This window comes from Alcanivorax sp. HI0044, assembly GCF_001634945.1.
The window spans coordinates 1-973 of the sequence record NZ_LWEZ01001566.1; the positions used below are offsets into that span (position 1 = coordinate 1).

The 973-nt window shown below is 65.8% G+C and carries 1 protein-coding gene; it reads left to right on the top strand.

The annotated features are described in order from the left end of the window. A partial coding sequence (murG, locus tag A3730_RS23605) for an undecaprenyldiphospho-muramoylpentapeptide beta-N-acetylglucosaminyltransferase (protein WP_063539103.1) occupies window positions 1-909 on the top strand: 909 nt, incomplete at its 5' end. Between the last annotated feature and the right edge of the window lie 64 nt (window positions 910-973).

Genomic DNA, 973 nt, shown 5'->3' on the forward strand with positions numbered 1-973 from the left:
GAGCTGTCCGTGTCCCGTCTGCGCGGTGGTGGCATCAAGCGCAAGCTGACGGCCCCCTTCAATTTGCTGCGGGCTGTATTACAGGCGCGCCAGTTGATTCGTGCCCGTCAGCCGGTGCTGGCGGTGGGCTTTGGCGGCTTTGCCAGTGGCCCAGGCGGACTGGCGGCCAAGCTGTGCAAGGTGCCGGTGGTGGTCCATGAGCAGAATGCGGTTCCCGGGCTGACCAATCGCCTGTTGTCCCGTCTGGCCACGGTGACCCTGGAAGGCTTTCAGGGTGCCTTTGGCAATCCGCAGGCCTGCTGGGTGGGCAACCCGGTGCGTCCGGAAATTACCGCTCTGGATGAGCCTGCTCGCCGCTATGCCCAACATCAGGGCGGCTTGCGGGTGCTGGTGCTGGGTGGTAGCCAGGGCGCGCTGGTACTGAACCAGGATTTGCCCGAGCTGCTGTTGGCGGTACTGGGGCGCGACATACAGGTGCGCCACCAGTGCGGCGCCGGACGTACTGCGGAAGCGGCGCCGATTTACCAGGCGCTGGGTCTGCAGGCTCAGGTCAGCGAGTTTATTGATGACATGGCAGAAGCCTACGGCTGGGCGGATCTGGTGATTTGTCGGGCCGGCGCGCTGACCGTGGCGGAAGTGGCGGCGGCGGGCGTGGCCGCCATGTTTGTTCCCCTGCCCAGCGCAGTGGATGACCACCAGACATTGAATGCCCGTTGGTTGTCAGAGCGCGGAGCCGCGTTGCTGTTGCCCCAGCGGGACCTGGGTGCGGCAAGCCTTGCCGGCACCCTGAAACCGGTTGCTGAGCGTGGCCTGCTGGCGCAAATCGCCGCGCGGGCCCGTGAGCAGGCGATGGCGGATAGTGCTGAGCGCGCCGCCACGCTGTGTGAGGAGGTGGCCAATGGCCGATAACGACATGATTCATACGGTGCCGGAGATGCGCCGCATTCGCGGGATCCACTTTGTGGGGATCGGC